Origin of the sequence: Pseudomonas sp. NFPP28, from assembly GCF_900115535.1 — a bacterium.
Taxonomy (GTDB): domain Bacteria; phylum Pseudomonadota; class Gammaproteobacteria; order Pseudomonadales; family Pseudomonadaceae; genus Aquipseudomonas; species Aquipseudomonas extremorientalis.
This window is the reverse complement of record NZ_FOWT01000007.1, coordinates 361634-377606: the sequence shown is the minus strand read 5'-3', so window position 1 is coordinate 377606 and position 15973 is coordinate 361634. Positions and strand designations below refer to the sequence as shown.

Sequence of the window (15973 nt, the reverse complement as noted above, 5' to 3'; positions counted from 1 at the left end):
AGCACGTAACGATAACGATGCTATAGCGATAAGCTGGGATGGTTTTTCGCCCCTTTTATCGGGCAAAGCCAGCTATGATGCACCCTGCATAGAGGATGGGTTTTATCCTTTAGTGAGAATGTCCGCCCGTTGCAGTCAGTTATTATTCGACGAAGGGTCGGAATATTTCTTTTTGTTACAGCCAATTGTTTCTCTGCCCCGTCATTACAGGCCCAAAGGCCCGGCAGCCGGGGTGGGACGGCACATTCGTGCCACGCGAGCACTCTTCAAGAAAAGTGCTTGATTGAAAACCGAGCCGGCGATGCGTCGCCCGTTCATTTATTGCTGAAAAGCCTGGAATGCCCCATGTCGGACCGTTTTGAACTCTTCCTCACCTGCCCCAAGGGCCTCGAAGGCCTGCTGATCGAGGAAGCCGTCGGGCTTGGCCTTGAGGACGCCCGCGAGCACACCTCGGCTGTGCGCGGCATGGCCGACATGGAAACCGCCTACCGCCTGTGCCTCTGGTCGCGCCTGGCCAACCGCGTGCTGCTGGTGCTCAAGCGCTTCCCGATGAAGGACGCCGAAGACCTCTACCACGGCGTGCTGGACATTGAGTGGGCCGACCACATGGTGCCGGATGGCAGCCTGGCGGTTGAATTCAGCGGCCACGGTTCGGGCATCGACAACACCCACTTCGGCGCGCTGAAGGTCAAGGATGCGATTGTCGACAAGCTGCGCACCCCGACTGGCGAGCGCCCGTCCATCGACAAGATCAATCCGGACCTGCGCATCCATCTGCGCCTGGACCGTGGCGAAGCGATCCTGTCCCTCGACCTGTCCGGCCACAGCCTGCACCAGCGCGGTTATCGCTTGCAGCAGGGGGCGGCACCGTTGAAGGAAAACCTGGCGGCCGCGATCCTGATTCGTGCCGGCTGGCCGCGCATCGCCGCTGAAGGCGGCGCGCTGAGTGACCCGATGTGCGGCGTGGGCACCTTCCTGGTGGAAGGCGCCATGATCGCTGCCGACATGGCCCCCAACCTGAACCGCGAGCTGTGGGGTTTCACCACCTGGCTCGGTCATGTCCCGGCGCTGTGGAAGAAGCTGCACGCCGAAGCCGCTGAACGCGCCGCCATCGGCATGAACAAGCCGCCGCTGTGGATCCGTGGCTACGAAGCCGATCCGCGCTTGATCCAGCCTGCGCGCAATAACATCGAGCGGGCCGGCCTGAGCCACTGGATCAAGGTGTACCAGGGCGAAGTAGGCACCTTCGAACCGCGCCCGGACCAGAACCAGAAAGGCCTGGTCATCTGCAACCCGCCGTACGGCGAGCGCCTGGGTGACGAAGCCAGCCTGTTGTACCTCTACCAGAATCTCGGCGAGCGTCTGCGCCAGGCGTGCATGGGCTGGGAAGCCGCAGTGTTCACCGGCGCGCCGGACCTGGGCAAGCGCATGGGCATCCGTAGCCACAAGCAGTATTCGTTCTGGAACGGCGCGTTGCCGTGCAAGTTGCTGCTGATCAAGGTCAACCCGGACCAGTTCGTCACCGGCGAGCGTCGTACCCCGGAACAGCGCCAGGCCGAGCGTGAGCAAGCTACCTACGATCAGGCCCCGGCCGAGCCGCAAGAGCGCCAGTACAACAAGAACGGCAACCCGATCAAACCCGCTCCGGCCCCGGTGGTCGAGCAGGCGCGCCTGAGCGAAGGCGGGCAGATGTTTGCCAACCGCCTGCAAAAGAACCTCAAGCTGCTGGGCAAGTGGGCCAAACGCGAAGGCGTGGATTGCTACCGCGTGTACGATGCCGACATGCCGGAATACTCCATGGCCATCGACCTGTATCACGATTGGGTGCATGTACAGGAATACGCGGCGCCCAAGTCCATTGACCCGGAAAAAGCCTCCGCGCGTATGTTCGATGCGCTGGCGGCCATTCCCCAGGCGCTGAACATCGACAAGAGCCGCGTGGTAGTCAAGCGCCGTGAGCGTCAGAGCGGTACCAAGCAGTACGAGCGCCAGAGCGCCCAGGGCAAGTTCACCGAAGTCAGCGAAGGCGGCGTAAAGCTGCTGGTCAACCTCACCGACTACCTGGACACCGGCCTGTTCCTCGACCACCGCCCGATGCGCCTGCGCATCCAGAAAGAGGCAGCCGGCAAGCGTTTCCTCAATCTGTATTGCTACACCGCCACCGCCAGTGTGCATGCGGCCAAGGGCGGCGCGCGCAGCACCACCAGCGTCGACCTGTCCAAGACTTACCTGGACTGGGCACGCCGCAACTTGTCCCTCAACGGCTTCTCCGACAAGAACCGTCTGGAGCAGGGTGACGTGATGGCCTGGCTGGAGGCCAGCCGCGATGAGTTCGACCTGATCTTCATTGACCCGCCGACCTTCTCCAACTCCAAGCGCATGGAAGGTATCTTCGACGTGCAGCGCGACCACGTGCAGTTGCTCGACCTGGCCATGGCGCGCCTGGCGCCGGGCGGCGTGCTGTACTTCTCGAACAACTTCCGCAAGTTCGCACTGGAGGACAACCTGAGCGAACGCTACGCGGTCGAGGAAATCAGCGACAAGACCATCGACCCGGATTTCGCACGCAATGCGAAGATCCACCGGGCATGGAAAATCACCGCGCGCTGAACACGGCTGTCAATCAGGCCGCAAGCCTGGATTATTCCGGGTTTGCGGCTTTTTTACGCTGGTCAAATTCAAGGCCGGTGGCTATAACTTAAGGCCAAGCCAAAGTGACACCCCCCGCACGCTGGCGCTGTGAGTGTTGCCTATGCCGTTGCAAGCCGTACGCCCGAAAATCCTAGGCTTTATCAGTGAGCAGGCGTCGGCTTGGCTGGTGGCATTGGTGGTGTTGCTGGCAGGGTTTGCCTTGACGGCTGTTGTGGCCTGGGCGGCCGCCGACCTCTATCAGCAGCAGGTGCGCCAACGCTTTCAGTTGTTGGTCAACGAACGCTACACCCGCCTGCAGGAACGCTTCGACGACCAGGAACAACGCCTGAACAGCCTGCGGCGTTTCTTCGTCAACTCCGATGACGTGTCCCGCGAAGAGTTTGACGGTTTTGCCCAGCCCTTGTTGCTGCGCGCGCGCGCTTACTCCTGGGCGCCCCGGGTGTATCGCGAACAGCGCGGTCAGTTTGAGCAAGCCGTGTCCGCGCAGCGCGGCACACCTTTCATGATCTGTGAGTTGAATTCCACGGGTGAGTTGGCCCCTGCGCCCGAGCGCGATGAATACGTACCGGTACTGTACAGCCAGACCCAAAGCCTGTTGGGCGCACCCCTCGGCTTTGACCTGCTGGCCCAGCCCCTGCGGCGTTCGGTGCTTGAGCGTGCGCAAAACACCGGCAAGCTGGCGGTGTCCCAGCCCATGCAACTGGTGGGTGTGGAACCGGACTATGCCACCGGGGTTTTATTGGTCGCGCCGGTCAGTCATTTGCCCAGCTCCGACCAATCCCAGAATGAGCCCTACGGCTATGTCATGGCGGTGATCAGCATGCGCCAACTGGTGGCCGACGGTTTGCCCAAGCCGGACCGCGACAACCTGGTGATGCAGATCGTCGACACCTCCGACGTGCAAAAGCGCGTGCTTTTCGAGTCCGGCAATGCCGTGGCCAGCGGTGATCTGGTCGGGGCGCGCCGCCTCACGCTGGGTGACCATGTGTATGCCCTCACACTGCGTCCGAGCCAGGTGTTCGACCAGGCCAACCATTCCTCGTTGAGCACGATCCTGACCATGGGCGGCCTGCTCAGCCTGTTGCTCAGCGCGTTGCTCTATGTGCTGGTCAGCCAACGCCAGCGCGCGTTGAAACTGGTGGAGCAGCGCACGGCGCAGTTGCGCCTGCGCGAGCAGGAATTACGCGGCGCCCACGGCCAATTGCGCAGTGTGCTGAATGCCGCGACGCAGGTCGCGATCATTGCCACCGACCTGCGCGGTGTCATCAATACCTTCAATGCCGGTGCCGAGCAGATGCTGGGGTTCAAGGCCGAGCAGGTGGTGGGCACGCACACCCTGGAAAGCCTGCACCTGGCGTCGGAACTGGAAGCGCGTTCCGCCAGCCTCAGTGTAGCCTTGGGCAAACGCATCCCGGCAAGCCAGGCGATGCTGGTGGAAAGCCCCGACAACCTGCACCAAGCCCGCGAGTGGACCCTGGTTCGTGAGGATCGCAGCCAACTGACGGTAAACATGCTGGCCACCGTGTTGCTGGACGACCACGGTTTGTGGATCGGTCACCTGGCGATTTACCTGGACATTACCGAACAAAAGCGCGCCTACGAGGCATTGGCGGCCAGGGATCGGCTGCTCAAGAAACTCAGCGCCCATGTGCCCGGCGGCATCTTCCAGTTCACCCTGGAGCCTCAAGACAACTGGAAATTCATCTACGCCAGCGACGGCATGCGCGATATCTATGAAATCGAGACCGGCGTGCTGCAGCAGGATGCGAAGAAGGTCTTCGAGCGCATCCACCCGCTGGATGCGGAGCGGGTACGCGCATCGATCCGCTTGTCGGCGTTGCAGTTGAGCCATTGGCGGGAGGAGTACCGGGTACTCTTGCCGCAACGCGGACTGCGCTGGATTCGCGGCGAAGCGACGCCGGAAGAGTTACCCGGAGGAGGGACGCTGTGGCATGGCTACGTGTCGGATATTTCCGATCTGAAGCGGGTGGAGGAAGAGCTGCGTGCACTCTCCATCACCGACTCCCTGACCGGGATCCACAACCGCCGCTATTTCCAGGACCGCCTCAAGGCCGAGATGGTCAGGCTCAACCGCACCTCGGGGGCCTTGTCGGTGATCATGCTCGATATCGATCACTTCAAGCGCATCAACGACCAGCATGGGCATGCCGTCGGCGATGGGGTATTGCAGGAGTTGTGCAAACGCATCAGCCAGCGCCTGCGCCGCACCGATGTGTTCTGCCGCCTGGGTGGCGAGGAGTTCATGGTGCTGTGCCCGCACACCGATGGTGCTCAGGCCTACAGCCTGGCGATGGAGTTGTGGGCGTCGTTGCGCAGCGTGCCGATGGAGCCGGTCGGTATTGTCACCGCGAGCTTCGGCGTGGCCAGTTGGCGGGTGGACGAAGGTATCGATGGGCTGCTGCTGCGCGCTGACTCGGCCGTGTACGTGGCCAAGCAGGCGGGCAGGGATCGGGTGGAAGCGCAGTCGGTTTGCTGACTGGCCCCGTCGTGGTGAGCGGGCTTCTGGGGTGAGCGGACAAGCCCGTTCACCCCAGTATGTTTCAGAGGGCCGGTGCTGCCGCAGCCACCTTCGGCTGGCGGTACAGGTCGAGCAACACCTGATCCAACACCGACGAAGCACCCCATGGCTTCGGGTCGTTGAGGATAGCCACCACGGCCCAGGTATTGCCGTTGTTGTCGCGGCTGAACCCGGCGATGGCGCGCACGGTGTTCAGGGTGCCGGTCTTGATATGGGCTTCGCCGCGCATGGCGGTGGTCTTCAGGCGTTTGCGCATGGTGCCGTCGGTGCCGGCAATCGGCATCGAACTGATGTACTCGGCAGCGTAGGGGCTTTTCCACGCGGCTTGCAGCATGGCCGCCATCTCGCGGGCGCTGACCCGTTCGGCGCGGGACAGGCCTGAGCCGTTCTCCATCACCAGGTGCGGCGCGGTGATGCCTTTCTTCGCCAGCCACTGGCGCACCACGCGTTGCGCAGCCTTGGCATCGTCGCCATCGGCGTCATTGCGGAACTGCGCGCCCAGGCTCAGGAACAACTGCTGGGCCATGGTGTTGTTACTGTATTTGTTGATATCGCGGATAATTTCCGCCAGGTCCGGCGAAAAGGCCCGGGCCAATACCTTGGCATCCTTGGGCACCGGTGCCTGGATGTCACGGCCCTGGATGGTGCCGCCCAGTTCCTTCCAGATCGCCCGGACGGCGCCGGCGGTGTAGGTGGCGTGGTCCAGCAGCGACAGGTAGGTCTGCGAACTGCAGCCATCGGCCAATTGGCCGCTGACCGTTACCGTCACGTTGCCGTCGGCGGCGGTGACCGGGTTATAGCGTACGTCGCCGGTGCACTGCTTGGCGTTGGACACCTTGACCTGGTTGTCGATACGGATGCTGGCAATCGGCGGCTCGACCGATACCAGTACCCGGCCCGAATCATTGCGGGTCACGAAGCGCAGGGCCTTGAGGTTGACCAGCAGCGCGTCCGGCTTGACCAGGAAGGGCTTGTTCTCGTCGTTGCCGTCGTCGTTGAATTCCGGCAACAGCGGCTGGTTGAAGAAGCTGCGGTCCAGCACCAGGTCACCAGTGACTTGCTGCACGCCGTTGGCGCGCAGGTCGCGCATCAGCAGCCAGAGTTTTTCCATGTTCAGCTTGGGGTCGCCGCCACCCTTGAGGTACAGGTTGCCGTGCAACACGCCACCGCTGAGGGTGCCGTCGGTGTAGAACTCGGTTTTCCATTGGTGGTTGGGGCCGAGCATTTCCAGCGCCGCATAGGTGGTGACCAGCTTCATGGTCGAGGCCGGGTTCACTGAGACATCGGCGTTGAAAACGGTCGGTGTACCGGGGCCGTTCAGGGGAATCATCACCAGGGACAGCGCGGTGTTTTGCAGCTTGGCTTTGGCGAGTGCCTGCTGAACATTCGGTGGCAGGGTATTGTTGACGGGGGCTGCGGAGGTGGAAAAGGCCAGCGGAAGGAGAAGACCGGCGAGCAAGACGGAACGCAAAGATTTGATCATAAGAAGTAAAACCCTACTGCTGAGGAGGGTGAAAAAGGCGAGGGGTAAATAAGAAAAATCCCTCAATAGTCATGAAAGTGTCGGCATTATGCCCCAAGGTTGATCCACTTGTAGCTGAACGATAGCTGGTATTGCGCGTTTTTTTTAGCGCCATTGTGCCGCCTGTCCCAGAGAGTCGGGCAATCGCCGCCTTAAACTGCTAAAGTGCCGCCCGTTATTACTTATGAGGATTGTTCCAATGGCGACTAACCGTTCCCAGCGTCTGCGCAAAAAACTGTGCGTTGATGAATTTCAAGAGCTGGGTTTCGAACTGAACCTGGACTTCAAAGAAGGCCTGAGTGAAGAAGCTATCGACGCTTTCCTCGAAGCATTCATCAAAGAAGCCATGGAAGCCAATGGTCTGGGCTACGTCGGCGGCGATGACTACGGTCTGGTTTGCCTGCAGAAGCGTGGCTCGGTCTCCGAAGAGCAACGTGCTGCCGTTGAGGCCTGGCTGAAAACCCGTTCCGAGCTGACCAAGGCTGAAGTCAGCCCGCTGCTGGACGTGTGGTATCCGGAAAAGCCGATCAACGCGGCTAAGTGATACTGAAAAAACGGCGACCCCAGGGTCGCCGTTTTTTTATGCCTTGCGCCAATTCAGAATCAGCAGCGTCAACACCCCCGCCACAATCCCCCAGAACGCCGACCCGATGGAAAACAGCGTCAGGCCAGACGCCGTGACCATGAAGGTGATCAGCGCCGCTTCACGTTCCTTCGGCTCATTCATGGCGATGCTCAGGCCATTGATGATCGAGCCAAACAGCGCCAGCGCCGCGATCGACAGCACCAGTTCCTTGGGCAAGGCTGCGAACAGCGCCGCCAAGGTCGCGCCGAATACCCCGGCAATCCCGTAGAACACCCCGCACCACACGGCTGCGGTATAGCGCTTGTTGCGGTCTTCATGGGCATGGGGCCCGGTGCAGATCGCTGCGCTGATGGCGGCCAGGTTGATGCCGTGGGAGCCGAACGGCGACAACACCAGCGATGCCAGCCCGGTGGCGGTGATCAGCGGCGAGGCCGGCACGTTGTAGCCGTCGGCCCGCAGCACGGCGATGCCGGGCATGTTTTGCGAGGTCATCGCCACCACGAACAACGGGATGCCGATGCTGATGGTCGCCGCCAGCGAAAAGTGCGGCGTGGTCCATACCGGCGTCGCCACTTCCAGGTGGAAACCGCTGAAGTCCAGCAGCCCCATCAACCCCGACAGCGCGGTGCCGATCAGCAGCGCGGCCAGCACCGCATAACGCGGCGACAGGCGCTTGATCACCAGGTAGGTGAAGAACATTCCCAGCACCAGCCCGGTGCGATGCTGCGCGGCGACGAAGATCTCGCTGCCGATCTTGAACAGGATGCCCGCCAGCAGGGCCGCCGCCAATGACGCCGGGATACGCTTGACCAGTTTTTCAAAGCTGCCGGTCAAGCCGCAGATCGTCACCAGCACCGCGCAGGTGATGTACGCGCCGATGGCTTCGCCGTAGCTCACACCGCCCAGGCTGGTGATCAGCAGCGCGGCACCTGGCGTCGACCAGGCAATGGTGATGGGGGTGCGATAGCGCAGGGACAGGCCGATGCTGCACACCGCCATGCCGATGGAGATCGCCCAGATCCATGAGGAAATCTGCGCCGTGGTCAAACCGGCGGCTTGCCCGGCCTGGAACATCAGGACCAGGGAGCTGGTGTAGCCGGTCATCATGGCGATGAAGCCGGCGACGACGGCCGAGGGTGAAGTGTCGGCCAGCGGGCGCAGAGGCGCTTGGGCGGCATCGGTCATGAACAGGTGTTCCTTTTACCAGGGAAGTTGCGGATTCAAGCCTAAACTCAAACGCAGCGACCCATTGCAATACAGCCGACGCCGCAAACAGCCGTACAGTGTGTTGGCGCATTGGGTTGTGTACAATGTGCCCTGTTTTTAGGTGATACTTGCCAGCGACACGCTGTTGCCGTATTACCGTTAATTCGCCGCCGTTCTCCAAACCCGAGTGCCCATGAACGAACAGTTGCAACCTCTCAAGAAACAACCGCGTGCCGGCAAGGCCGGTCGCAGCGGAACCCAGGACGATATCGTCTACGCGCATATCTTCGAGGCGATCCTCGAACAACGCCTGGCACCCGGTACCAAGTTGAGCGAAGAGGCACTGGGCGAAATCTTCGGCGTCAGCCGCACCATCATTCGCCGCGCGTTGTCGCGCCTGGCCCATGAAGGCGTGGTGCTGCTGCGGCCCAATCGCGGTGCGGTAGTGGCCAGCCCAAGCGTCGAGGAGGCACGCCAGGTGTTCCTCGCGCGGCGTCTGGTGGAGCGGGCGATCACTGAATTGGCGGTGCAACACGCGACAGCCGAGCAACTGGCCGAACTGCGCCAGATGGTCAATGACGAACGCGACAGCTTCTCCCGTGGCGATCGCGGTGCCGGTATCCGCCTCTCCGGCGAGTTCCACCTCAAGCTGGCCGAAGCGGCGAAGAACGCGCCGCTGATCAGCTTCCAGCGCAGCCTGGTGTCCCAGACTTCATTGATCATCGCCCAGTACGAAAGCGGCAACCGCTCGCACTGTTCCTACGATGAACACACCCAGCTGATCGACGCAATCGAGGCACGAGATGCGGCGTTGGCAGTGAACTTGATGATGCATCACATGGATCACATCGACAGCAAGCTCAACCTCGATGAAGAGAGCGCGTCGGATGATCTGCATGCGGTATTTTCGCATTTGTTGCAGACCAAGAAACCGGGGCGTTCGTCCATAAAGTTGTAAATACGACCAACAATGTGGGAGGGGGCTTGCCCCCGATAGCGGTGCATCAGTCAATTAATCCAGAGACTGACACTCTGCTATCGGGGGCAAGCCCCCTCCCACATTTGTTTTGGGGTGTTTATGGGATTAGCGCTGGTGCACCAATTGCCCCGCCGCATACGTCTGCAACACCGTCCGATCATCCCCTAGCGTCATCAACACAAACAACGTCTCGGCAATGTTCTTCGCCTGCTTCAGGCGATAGCTCAGCAGTGGCGTGGCGTTGTAGTCCAGCACCAGGAAGTCCGCATCGGTGCCCGGTTGCAGCGTGCCGATCTTGTCTTCCAGCCGCAGCGCCCGCGCACCGCCCAGGGTCGCCAGGTACAGCGACTTGAACGGGCTCAAGCGCGCGCCCTGCAACTGCATGACTTTGTAGGCTTCGTTCAGGGTTTGCAGCAGCGAGAAACTGGTGCCGCCCCCCACATCGGTGCCCAGGCCCACATTCAGCTTGTGCTTCTCGGCCATCGGCAGGTTGAACAAACCGCTGCCGAGGAAGAAGTTCGAGGTCGGGCAAAATGCGACCGCTGAACCGGCCTCTGCCAGACGCGCGCACTCGTCATCACACAGGTGCACGCCATGGGCAAACACCGAGCGCTCGCCCAGCAACTTGTAGTGGTCGTAGACATCCAGATAGCCACTGCGCTCCGGGAACAGCTCCTTCACCCACTCGACTTCCTGCTTGTTCTCGCTGATGTGGGTCTGCATGTACAGGTCCGGGTATTCCCCCAGCAGTTGCCCGGCCAGTGCCAGTTGCTCCGGCGTACTGGTCGGGGCGAAGCGTGGCGTCACCGCATAATGCAGGCGACCCTTGCCGTGCCAGCGCTCGATCAGCGCCTTGCTTTCCTGGTAGCCGGATTCGGCGGTGTCGGTCAGGTATTCCGGCGCGTTGCGGTCCATCATCACCTTGCCGGCGATCATGCGCAGGTCGAGTTTTTCTGCCGCTTCAAAGAATGCATTCACCGATTGCGGATGCACACTGCCGAACACCAGCGCGGTGGTGGTGCCGTTGCGCAGCAGTTCCTTGATGAAGATATCCGCGACTTCCTCGGCGTGAGCCTTATCGGCGAACTGGCTTTCGCACGGGAAGGTGTAGGTGTTGAGCCAGTCGAGCAACTGCTCGCCATAGGCGCCGACCATGCCGGTCTGCGGCAGGTGGATGTGGGTGTCGATCAGGCCCGGGATGATCAACGCGTTCTGGTAATGGGTGATGTCGATGTCGGCGGGCAAGGTCGGCAGTAAATCGCTGGCATGGCCGATGGCGCTGATTTGACCGTTTTCGATCACCAGCAGGCCGTCTTCGAAGTACGCGTAGGAGGCTTCGATGCCCACTTCAGCGGGGTCGGCGAGGCTGTGCAGCAGGGCGGCACGGTAGGCTTTGCGAGTCAAAGGCATGGTGATCTCATTTCAAATGGCTTGGCTGCGACGCGAGGCCGGCAGCAGTTTGGCAATGGGTTCGGCGCTGGCGGTGTGCTGGCCGAAATTGGCGTTATAGGTGGCGATGATTTCGCCGGCGATGGAGATGGCGATCTCCACCGGCAACTTGCCCTTCACCTCGGTGAGGCCCATGGGGCAGCGCATGCGTTGCAGTTGCGCGGAGTCGAAGCCGCGATCCCGCAGGCGATGTTCGAACTTGACGCGCTTGGTCTTCGAGCCGATCAGGCCGAAGTAGGCAAAGTCATTGCGCTTGAGCAGGGCGGCGGTGAGTTCCAGGTCCAGCGCGTGGTTGTGGGTCATGACGATGCAATAACTGCCCACCGGCAGATCGGCAATTTCGTCGACCGGCTCTTCGCTGACGATTTTACGCACGCCCTGGGGGATATGTGCCGGAAACTCCTGGTCACGGGAATCGATCCAGCGCACCCGACACGGCAGGCTGGCCAGCAACGGCACCAGCGCCCGGCCGACATGGCCGGCGCCAAACACCGCAATCTGCGCCTGCACCTGGCCCATGGGCTCGAACAGCAATACGGTCACGCCACCGCAGCACTGGCCCAGGCTCGCGCCGAGGCTGAAGCGCTCCAGATGGGTGTTCTGCTGGCCGCGCACGAGCATGTCCCGGGCGATCTGCATCGCCTTGAATTCCAGGTGCCCGCCACCGATGGTGTCGAAAGTCTGGGCGGCGCTGATGACCATCTTCGAACCGGCATTGCGCGGCGTGGAGCCGAGCTCTTCGATGATGGTCACCAGCACGCAGGGTTCACCTTGGTTTTGCAGGTCGGCGAGGGCGCTGATCCAGTTGTTCATGGTCACCTCTTGTGGTGTCTGTCAGGCCGCTATCGGGGGCAAGCCCCCTCCCACACTGGAATGCATTCCAATGTGGGAGGGGGCTTGCCCCCGATGGCAGCGCCTCGGTCTAAAGCGAAGCCATCTCGGTATCCGCCTCAACCACCTTCGCCGCAGTCAACTGCCGCATCTGCTCACACCCCCACAACACTCGCTCTGGCGTGGCCGGTGCATCGACCCTGGGCTGATGGCGATAGTCACCCAGGCTCGCCACGGCATCCTTGATCGCACACCACGAAGCAATCCCGAGCATAAAGGGCGGTTCGCCCACGGCCTTGGAATGGAACACCGTGTCTTCGGGGTTCTTGCGGTTTTCCACCAGCTTCACCCGCAGGTCCAGCGGCATGTCGGCCACGGCCGGGATCTTGTAGCTGGCCGGGCCATTGGTCATCAGCTTGCCCTTGTCGTTCCACACCAGCTCTTCCATGGTCAGCCAGCCCATGCCCTGGATGAAGCCGCCTTCGACCTGGCCGATGTCGATGGCCGGGTTCAGCGAGGCGCCTACGTCATGGAGGATGTCGGTGCGCAGCATCTTGTATTCGCCGGTCAGGGTGTCGACGATCACTTCGCAGCACGCGGCGCCGAACGCGTAGTAGTAGAACGGCCGACCCCTTGACTGGCTGCGGTCGTAGAAGATTTTCGGGGTCTTGTAGAAGCCCGTGCTCGACAGCGACACCTGGGCGAAATACGCCTGCTGGATCAACGCCTCAAACGTCAGGATCTGCTCGCGCACGCGCACATGGCCGTTGTGGAACTCCACGTCCGCTTCGCTCACGTCGTACTTGCGTGCGGCGAATTCCACCAGGCGCTGCTTGATGGTTTCGGCGGCGTTCTGTGCGGCCTTGCCATTCAGGTCGGCACCGCTGGAGGCGGCGGTCGGTGAGGTGTTGGGCACCTTGTCGGTGTTGGTGGCGGTGATCTGTACGCGGTCGACGTCCACCTGGAACACCTCGGCCACCACCTGCGCGACCTTGGTGTTCAAGCCCTGGCCCATTTCGGTGCCGCCGTGGTTCAGGTGGATGCTGCCGTCGGTGTAGATATGGATCAGCGCACCGGCCTGGTTGAGGAAACTCGCGGTAAACGAGATACCGAATTTCACCGGGGTCAGCGCCAGGCCTTTTTTCAGGATCGGGCTGTGGGCGTTGTACAGGCGAATCGCTTCGCGGCGCTCGGCGTATTGGCTGCTGGCTTCCAGTTCGGCGGTCATCTCGTCGAGCATGTTGTGCTCGACGGTCTGGTAGTAGTGGGTGACGTTGCGCTCGGTCTTGCCGTAGTAATTGGCTTTGCGCACCGCCAGCGGGTCCAGCGCCAGGTGGCGGGCGATGGCGTCCATCACTTCCTCGATGGCCACCATGCCTTGCGGGCCGCCGAAGCCGCGATACGCGGTGTTGGACGCGGTATTGGTCTTGCAGCGGTGCCCGTTGACGGTGGCGTCGCCCAGGTAATACGCGTTGTCGGCGTGGAACATGGCGCGGTCGACAATCGAGTTGGACAGGTCCGGCGAACAGCCGCAGTTGCCCGCCAGTTCCAGGTTGATCCCGTGCAGGCGACCGCTGTCGTCGAAGCCGACGTCGTATTCGATATAGAAGGGGTGGCGCTTGCCGGTCATCAGCATGTCTTCGACGCGCGGCAGGCGCATCTTGGTCGGCTGGCCGGTCAGGCGTGCGACCACCGCGCACAGGCACGCCGGGCTCGCCGCCTGGGTTTCCTTGCCGCCGAAACCACCGCCCATGCGGCGCATGTCCACCACGATCTTGTTCATCGACAGGTCCAGCACTTCGGCCACCAGTTTCTGCACTTCGGTGGGGTTCTGCGTGGAGCAGTAGACGATCATGCCGCCGTCTTCGGTGGGCATCACCGAAGAGATCTGGGTTTCCAGGTAAAAGTGTTCCTGGCCGCCAATGTGCAGGGTGCCCTGGATGCGGTTTTTCGCAGTGGCCAGTGCGCCGGTCGAATCGCCGCGCTGGTGGGTGTGACTGTCGAGTACGAAATGTTTTTTACGGAACGCCTCGACCACATCCAGCACCGGTTCAAGGTCTTCGTACTCGATTACCGCCGCCATGGCGGCCTTGCGGGCGGTTTCCAGGTCACGGGCAGCAACAGCCAGCACCACTTGGCCGACGAACTGCACCGTATCAATCGCCAGCAAGGGGTCGCCGGGCATCAATGGGCCGATGTCTTTAAGGCCCGGCACGTCCTCATGGGTGATGACAATGCGCACGCCGTCAATGGCGTAGCAGGGCGACGTGTCAATGCTGATGATGCGGGCGTGGGCGCGGTCGGACATGCGCGCATACAGGTGCAACTGGTTGGGGAATTCCAGGCGGTCATCGATGTACTGCGCTTCGCCGGATACGTGCTTGGCGGCGCTGTCATGCTTGACGCTGCGGCCGACCCCGGAAGTAAGATCCTGGGCAAACAGTTCGGCGAGTTCGGCCTGGGTTTTAACGACGGCGTGATGGTTAGACATAAGCGGTCACCCGAGTCTCGATGTGCGGTGTTTGCAACTCGATGAAGTACTTGCGCAGCAGGTTCTGTGCGCTGAGCAGGCGGTATTCCTTGCTGGCGCGGAAGTCCGACAGCGGGGTGAAGTCCTGGGCCAGGGCGGCGCAGGCTTTCTCCACGGTGGCGCTGTTCCAGGTGGCGCCGACCAATACGGCCTCGCAGCTTTTGGCGCGCTTGGGCGTGGCGGCCATGCCGCCGAACGCCACGCGGGCCTCGCGGATCACGCCGTTGTCGAGCTTGAGGTTGAACGCGGCGCAGACGGCGGAAATATCGTCGTCCAGGCGCTTGGAGACCTTGTAGGCGCGGAACAGCGTGTGGCCCTTGGGAACGATGATCTTCTCGATGAACTCGCTGTCCTGGCGGGCAGTGACGCGGTAATCGATGAAGTAGTCTTCGAGTGCCAGGGTGCGGCGTGTGTCGCCCTTGCACAGCACAATCTGCGCGCCGAGGGCGATCAGCAGCGGCGGCGAATCACCGATCGGCGACGCATTGCCGATATTGCCGCCGAGGGTGCCCTGGTTGCGGATCTGCAGGGAGGCGAAGCGGTGCAGCAGGTCGCCGAAGTCCGGGTATTCGTGGTGCAGCGCGGTGTAGCAGTCGGAGAGGGCGGTGGCAGCGCCGATTTCCAGACGGTCGTCGAAGTCGTCGATGCGCTTCATTTCTTCAATGTTGCCGACGTAGATCATCACCGGCAAGGTGCGATGGAACTGGGTCACTTCCAGCGCCAGGTCGGTGCCACCGGCCAGCAGGCGGGCCTGCGGGTAGGCGTCGTAGAGGTCGGCCAGGTCGGCGACGGTGAGCGGCACCAGGCAGCGTTTGTCGCCACTGTTGAGTTCACCGGTCTGGGTCGGCGCAATGGCTTTGAGGCGGGCGATGGTCTGCGCCTCACGGCTGTCGAACTGATCCTGGGGCTTGTTGCAGCAGGCCTGTTCGGCTGCGGCGAGGATCGGGCGGTAGCCGGTGCAGCGGCACAGGTTGCCGGCCAGGGCTTCATGGGCTTTCTGGCTGTCGGGGGCATCACTGTTCTTTTGCAGGGCGAACAGCGACATCACGAAACCGGGGGTGCAAAAGCCGCATTGCGAACCGTGGCACTCGACCATCGCCTGTTGCACGCTGTGCAGTTGGCCCTGGTGCTTGAGGTCTTCGACGCTGATCAGTTGCTTGCCGTGCAGCGACGAGACAAAGGTCAGGCAGGAGTTGAGGCTGCGATAACGGATCCGCTCGGCGCCTTGATCGTCGGTGTGCAACTCGCCGACCACCACCGTGCACGCGCCGCAATCGCCGCTGGCGCAGCCTTCCTTGGTACCGGATTTGCCCAAATGCTCGCGTAAATAGTTGAGCACGGTCAGGTTGGGGTCCAGGGCGTGCTCGCTACGGAGTTCCTGGTTAAGTAAAAACTGGATCACGGAAGGCCTCGCAGACTCATTATTGTTGTTAACCGCTTTGCGCCGAATCTAGTCATCTCTGACTTTTCGGTCAACGATTTTCTGACCAGAAGGTCAAGAAATTGCGATCGCAACACTTTCAATTATGGTTCAGTCTTCTGGAACCGGCGTTTTTGGGGGCTTGTGGCTATTCATCGTTGCTTATTCCGTGCCAAATTCGCCACGGTGGGCGTAGCGCCATCAGCCAGCCAATGCGCTACACTGCCGCGCTTGTACCGATAGAAGATTTTGAAGGGAA

At 61.7% G+C, this 15973-nt stretch carries 10 protein-coding genes; 4 read left to right on the top strand and 6 right to left on the bottom strand.

Annotated features, from left to right (window positions below; all coding sequences use genetic code 11):
* Positions 1 to 345: 345 nt before the first annotated feature.
* Complete coding sequence (gene rlmKL / locus BM110_RS20105) at positions 346 to 2610, top strand: bifunctional 23S rRNA (guanine(2069)-N(7))-methyltransferase RlmK/23S rRNA (guanine(2445)-N(2))-methyltransferase RlmL (protein WP_093514058.1); 2265 nt, start codon at positions 346 to 348, stop codon at positions 2608 to 2610.
* 142 nt (positions 2611 to 2752) lie between these two features.
* The gene (locus BM110_RS20100; protein WP_093514057.1) at positions 2753 to 5149 is read left to right on the top strand and encodes a sensor domain-containing diguanylate cyclase; all 2397 of its coding nucleotides are present in this window, start codon (positions 2753 to 2755) and stop codon (positions 5147 to 5149) included.
* A 64-nt stretch (positions 5150 to 5213) separates the two neighbouring features.
* On the opposite strand, the gene dacB is transcribed toward BM110_RS20100, so the two are convergent.
* Positions 5214 to 6674 carry a D-alanyl-D-alanine carboxypeptidase/D-alanyl-D-alanine endopeptidase gene (dacB, locus tag BM110_RS20095; RefSeq protein WP_093514056.1) on the bottom strand — a complete coding sequence of 487 codons (1461 nt, stop codon included), beginning with the start codon at positions 6672 to 6674 and terminating at the stop codon, positions 5214 to 5216.
* Between the two features lie 238 nt (positions 6675 to 6912).
* Here dacB and BM110_RS20090 point away from each other — a divergent pair, with 238 nt between their 5' ends.
* Positions 6913 to 7257 carry a YggL family protein gene (locus BM110_RS20090; RefSeq protein ID WP_010208515.1) on the top strand — a complete coding sequence of 115 codons (345 nt, stop codon included), beginning with the start codon at positions 6913 to 6915 and terminating at the stop codon, positions 7255 to 7257.
* Between the two features lie 36 nt (positions 7258 to 7293).
* On the opposite strand, the gene BM110_RS20085 is transcribed toward BM110_RS20090, so the two are convergent.
* Positions 7294 to 8484 carry a benzoate/H(+) symporter BenE family transporter gene (locus BM110_RS20085; protein ID WP_058427362.1) on the bottom strand — a complete coding sequence of 397 codons (1191 nt, stop codon included), beginning with the start codon at positions 8482 to 8484 and terminating at the stop codon, positions 7294 to 7296.
* 214 nt (positions 8485 to 8698) lie between these two features.
* On the opposite strand from BM110_RS20085, the gene BM110_RS20080 reads away from it, so the two are divergent.
* Complete coding sequence (locus BM110_RS20080) at positions 8699 to 9463, top strand: GntR family transcriptional regulator (RefSeq protein WP_015885332.1); 765 nt, start codon at positions 8699 to 8701, stop codon at positions 9461 to 9463.
* A gap of 126 nt (positions 9464 to 9589) precedes the next feature.
* On the opposite strand, the gene guaD is transcribed toward BM110_RS20080, so the two are convergent.
* The 4 genes from guaD to xdhA all read right to left on the bottom strand — a co-directional run bounded on the left by guaD (position 9590) and on the right by xdhA (position 15696).
* Positions 9590 to 10894 carry a guanine deaminase gene (guaD, locus tag BM110_RS20075; protein WP_093514055.1) on the bottom strand — a complete coding sequence of 435 codons (1305 nt, stop codon included), beginning with the start codon at positions 10892 to 10894 and terminating at the stop codon, positions 9590 to 9592.
* A 12-nt stretch (positions 10895 to 10906) separates the two neighbouring features.
* On the bottom strand, positions 10907 to 11746 hold the full coding sequence (xdhC, locus tag BM110_RS20070) for a xanthine dehydrogenase accessory protein XdhC (RefSeq protein WP_093514054.1): 840 nt from the start codon (positions 11744 to 11746) through the stop codon (positions 10907 to 10909).
* A gap of 109 nt (positions 11747 to 11855) precedes the next feature.
* Positions 11856 to 14255 (bottom strand): xanthine dehydrogenase molybdopterin binding subunit, encoded by a 2400-nt coding sequence (xdhB, locus tag BM110_RS20065; protein ID WP_093514053.1) that lies wholly within the window; start codon positions 14253 to 14255, stop codon positions 11856 to 11858.
* Entirely contained in the window at positions 14248 to 15696 is a 1449-nt protein-coding gene (gene xdhA, locus BM110_RS20060) for a xanthine dehydrogenase small subunit (protein WP_092242763.1), read from the bottom strand. The genes xdhB and xdhA overlap by 8 nt, the downstream gene beginning before the upstream one ends.
* Between the last annotated feature and the right edge of the window lie 277 nt (positions 15697 to 15973).

What these genes read in the sequence shown, in the direction of transcription:
- BM110_RS20090 (WP_010208515.1), top strand. Translation starts at nt 6,913, where the DNA reads ATGGCGACTAACCGTTCCCAGCGTCTGCGCAAAAAACTGTGCGTTGAT.
- xdhC (WP_093514054.1), bottom strand. Translation starts at nt 11,746, where the DNA reads ATGAACAACTGGATCAGCGCCCTCGCCGACCTGCAAAACCAAGGTGAA.
- xdhB (WP_093514053.1), bottom strand. Translation starts at nt 14,255, where the DNA reads ATGTCTAACCATCACGCCGTCGTTAAAACCCAGGCCGAACTCGCCGAA.
- dacB (WP_093514056.1), bottom strand. Translation starts at nt 6,674, where the DNA reads ATGATCAAATCTTTGCGTTCCGTCTTGCTCGCCGGTCTTCTCCTTCCG.
- BM110_RS20085 (WP_058427362.1), bottom strand. Translation starts at nt 8,484, where the DNA reads ATGACCGATGCCGCCCAAGCGCCTCTGCGCCCGCTGGCCGACACTTCA.
- BM110_RS20100 (WP_093514057.1), top strand. Translation starts at nt 2,753, where the DNA reads ATGCCGTTGCAAGCCGTACGCCCGAAAATCCTAGGCTTTATCAGTGAG.
- BM110_RS20080 (WP_015885332.1), top strand. Translation starts at nt 8,699, where the DNA reads ATGAACGAACAGTTGCAACCTCTCAAGAAACAACCGCGTGCCGGCAAG.
- guaD (WP_093514055.1), bottom strand. Translation starts at nt 10,894, where the DNA reads ATGCCTTTGACTCGCAAAGCCTACCGTGCCGCCCTGCTGCACAGCCTC.
- rlmKL (WP_093514058.1), top strand. Translation starts at nt 346, where the DNA reads ATGTCGGACCGTTTTGAACTCTTCCTCACCTGCCCCAAGGGCCTCGAA.